Source organism: Halomonas elongata, from assembly GCF_029081005.1.
Taxonomy (GTDB): domain Bacteria; phylum Pseudomonadota; class Gammaproteobacteria; order Pseudomonadales; family Halomonadaceae; genus Halomonas; species Halomonas elongata_B.
Genome location: NZ_JAJQTQ010000057.1, coordinates 1 through 1,620 on the forward strand (window position 1 = coordinate 1; position 1,620 = coordinate 1,620).

Sequence of the window (1,620 nt, forward strand, 5' to 3'; positions counted from 1 at the left end):
ACCGGGCACTGGCTGGCGCAGGACTTGCAGGCCAGGCAGCCGGCCATGGCGTCGTAGACCTGGTGGGAGAAGTCCTCTTCGCCGCGCCGCCGGGCCAGCGTATTCCTGAGCTTGCCGGGAAAGGCCTGGATGGCGCCCCAGGCCCCCGCGGCCCGCTGGCGATCCGCTGTCTCGACCACGTCGACGCCCGCCTCGCCCTGGCGACGCAGCCATTCGCGCATCAGGCTGGCGCGGCCCTTGGGCGAATGGATGCGCTGGCGGGTGGCCTTCCACGACGGGCACATGGCGTCATCGGGGTCGTAGTTGTAGCAGGCACCGTTGCCGTTGCAGTGAACGGCGTCGGCGTGGGCCTGCCAGACCCGCGTATCGATCCGGCGATCGAGCTGGCCGCGGGTCGGCACCCCGTCGATGGTCAGCAGGCCCGGATCGACCCATTTCACGGCCTGCTCGTCATCGGCCGGTACTGCCTGTTCGGAAGCCGGATCCTGTGCCCTTCCCGCAGCTTCGGGCGGGATGGAAAGCGGCGTGGCGATCTTGCCCGGATTGAGCTGGTTGCGCGGATCGAAGGCCGCCTTGAGGCGCTGCAGGCTCGGGTAGAGCGGCCCGAAGAAGGCCGGGGCGTACTCGGAGCGCACGCCCTTGCCGTGCTCGCCCCACAGCAGGCCACCGTAGCGTCGGGTCAGCGCGGCGACCGCGTCGGAGAGCTCGCGGATCAGGCGTTCCTGGGCCGGGTCTTTCATGTCGATGGCCGGGCGTACGTGCAGCACCCCGGCGTCGACGTGGCCGAACATGCCGTAGTCCAGGTCGTGGGCGTCGAGCAGGGCGCGGAACTCGGCGATATAGTCGGCCAGGTGCTCCGGGGGCACCGCGGTGTCCTCGACGAAGGGGATCGGCCGCTTCTCGCCCTGGACGTTGCCGAGCAGGCCCACGGCGCGCTTGCGCATGGCGTAGACGCGCTGGATGGCCGCACGCCCCTCGGCCAGGATCCGGCCCAGTCGAGAGACGCTGGTGTCGTGGGCGAGATGGTCGCAGAAGGCATCGACCCGCGCGGCGAGGCGTTCGGGATCGTCGTCGTTGAATTCGACCAGGTTGATACCTTCCGCGGGGGTGTCGTCTTCCGGGAAGAATTCGGCGACGTTGTCCCACACCACGTCCTGCCTGGCCAGGCCCAGCACCTTGCTGTCCACGGTCTCGATGGAGGTGGGCGCGGCGGAGCTGGCCATCAGCGCCTTGGCGTCGCGCAGGGCATCCATGAAGCCGGCGTAGCGCACATTGACCAGGGTCGAGTGCTTGGGAATCGGCAGCACGTTGAGTACCGCCTCGCTGGTGAAGGCCAGCGAGCCTTCGGCGCCGCACAGCACGCTGTTGAGGTCGAATTTGCCTTCCGCCGTTCTCAAGTGGGCCAGGTCGTAGCCGGTCAGGCAGCGGTTGAGCGGCGGGAAGGTGTCGCGGATGCGCTCGCGCTCGGTGTCGATGATCGCGCGGGCCTCGCGATGCACCCGGCCCACGGCGTCGTCGCGTCGGCATAGCACCTCGAGCTCATCCTCGTCGACCGGCCGGGTGACCAGGCGCTCGCCGCCGAGCAGCACGCTGTCGAGCTCGAGGACGTGATCGCGGGTC

Annotated in this window: 1 protein-coding gene; it reads right to left on the reverse strand. The window is 69.4% G+C overall.

The annotated features are described in order from the left end of the window. Window positions 1-1,620, reverse strand: a 1,620-nt coding sequence (locus LU493_RS19390; RefSeq protein ID WP_275289450.1) for an FAD-linked oxidase C-terminal domain-containing protein, incomplete at both ends; no start/stop codon positions are given.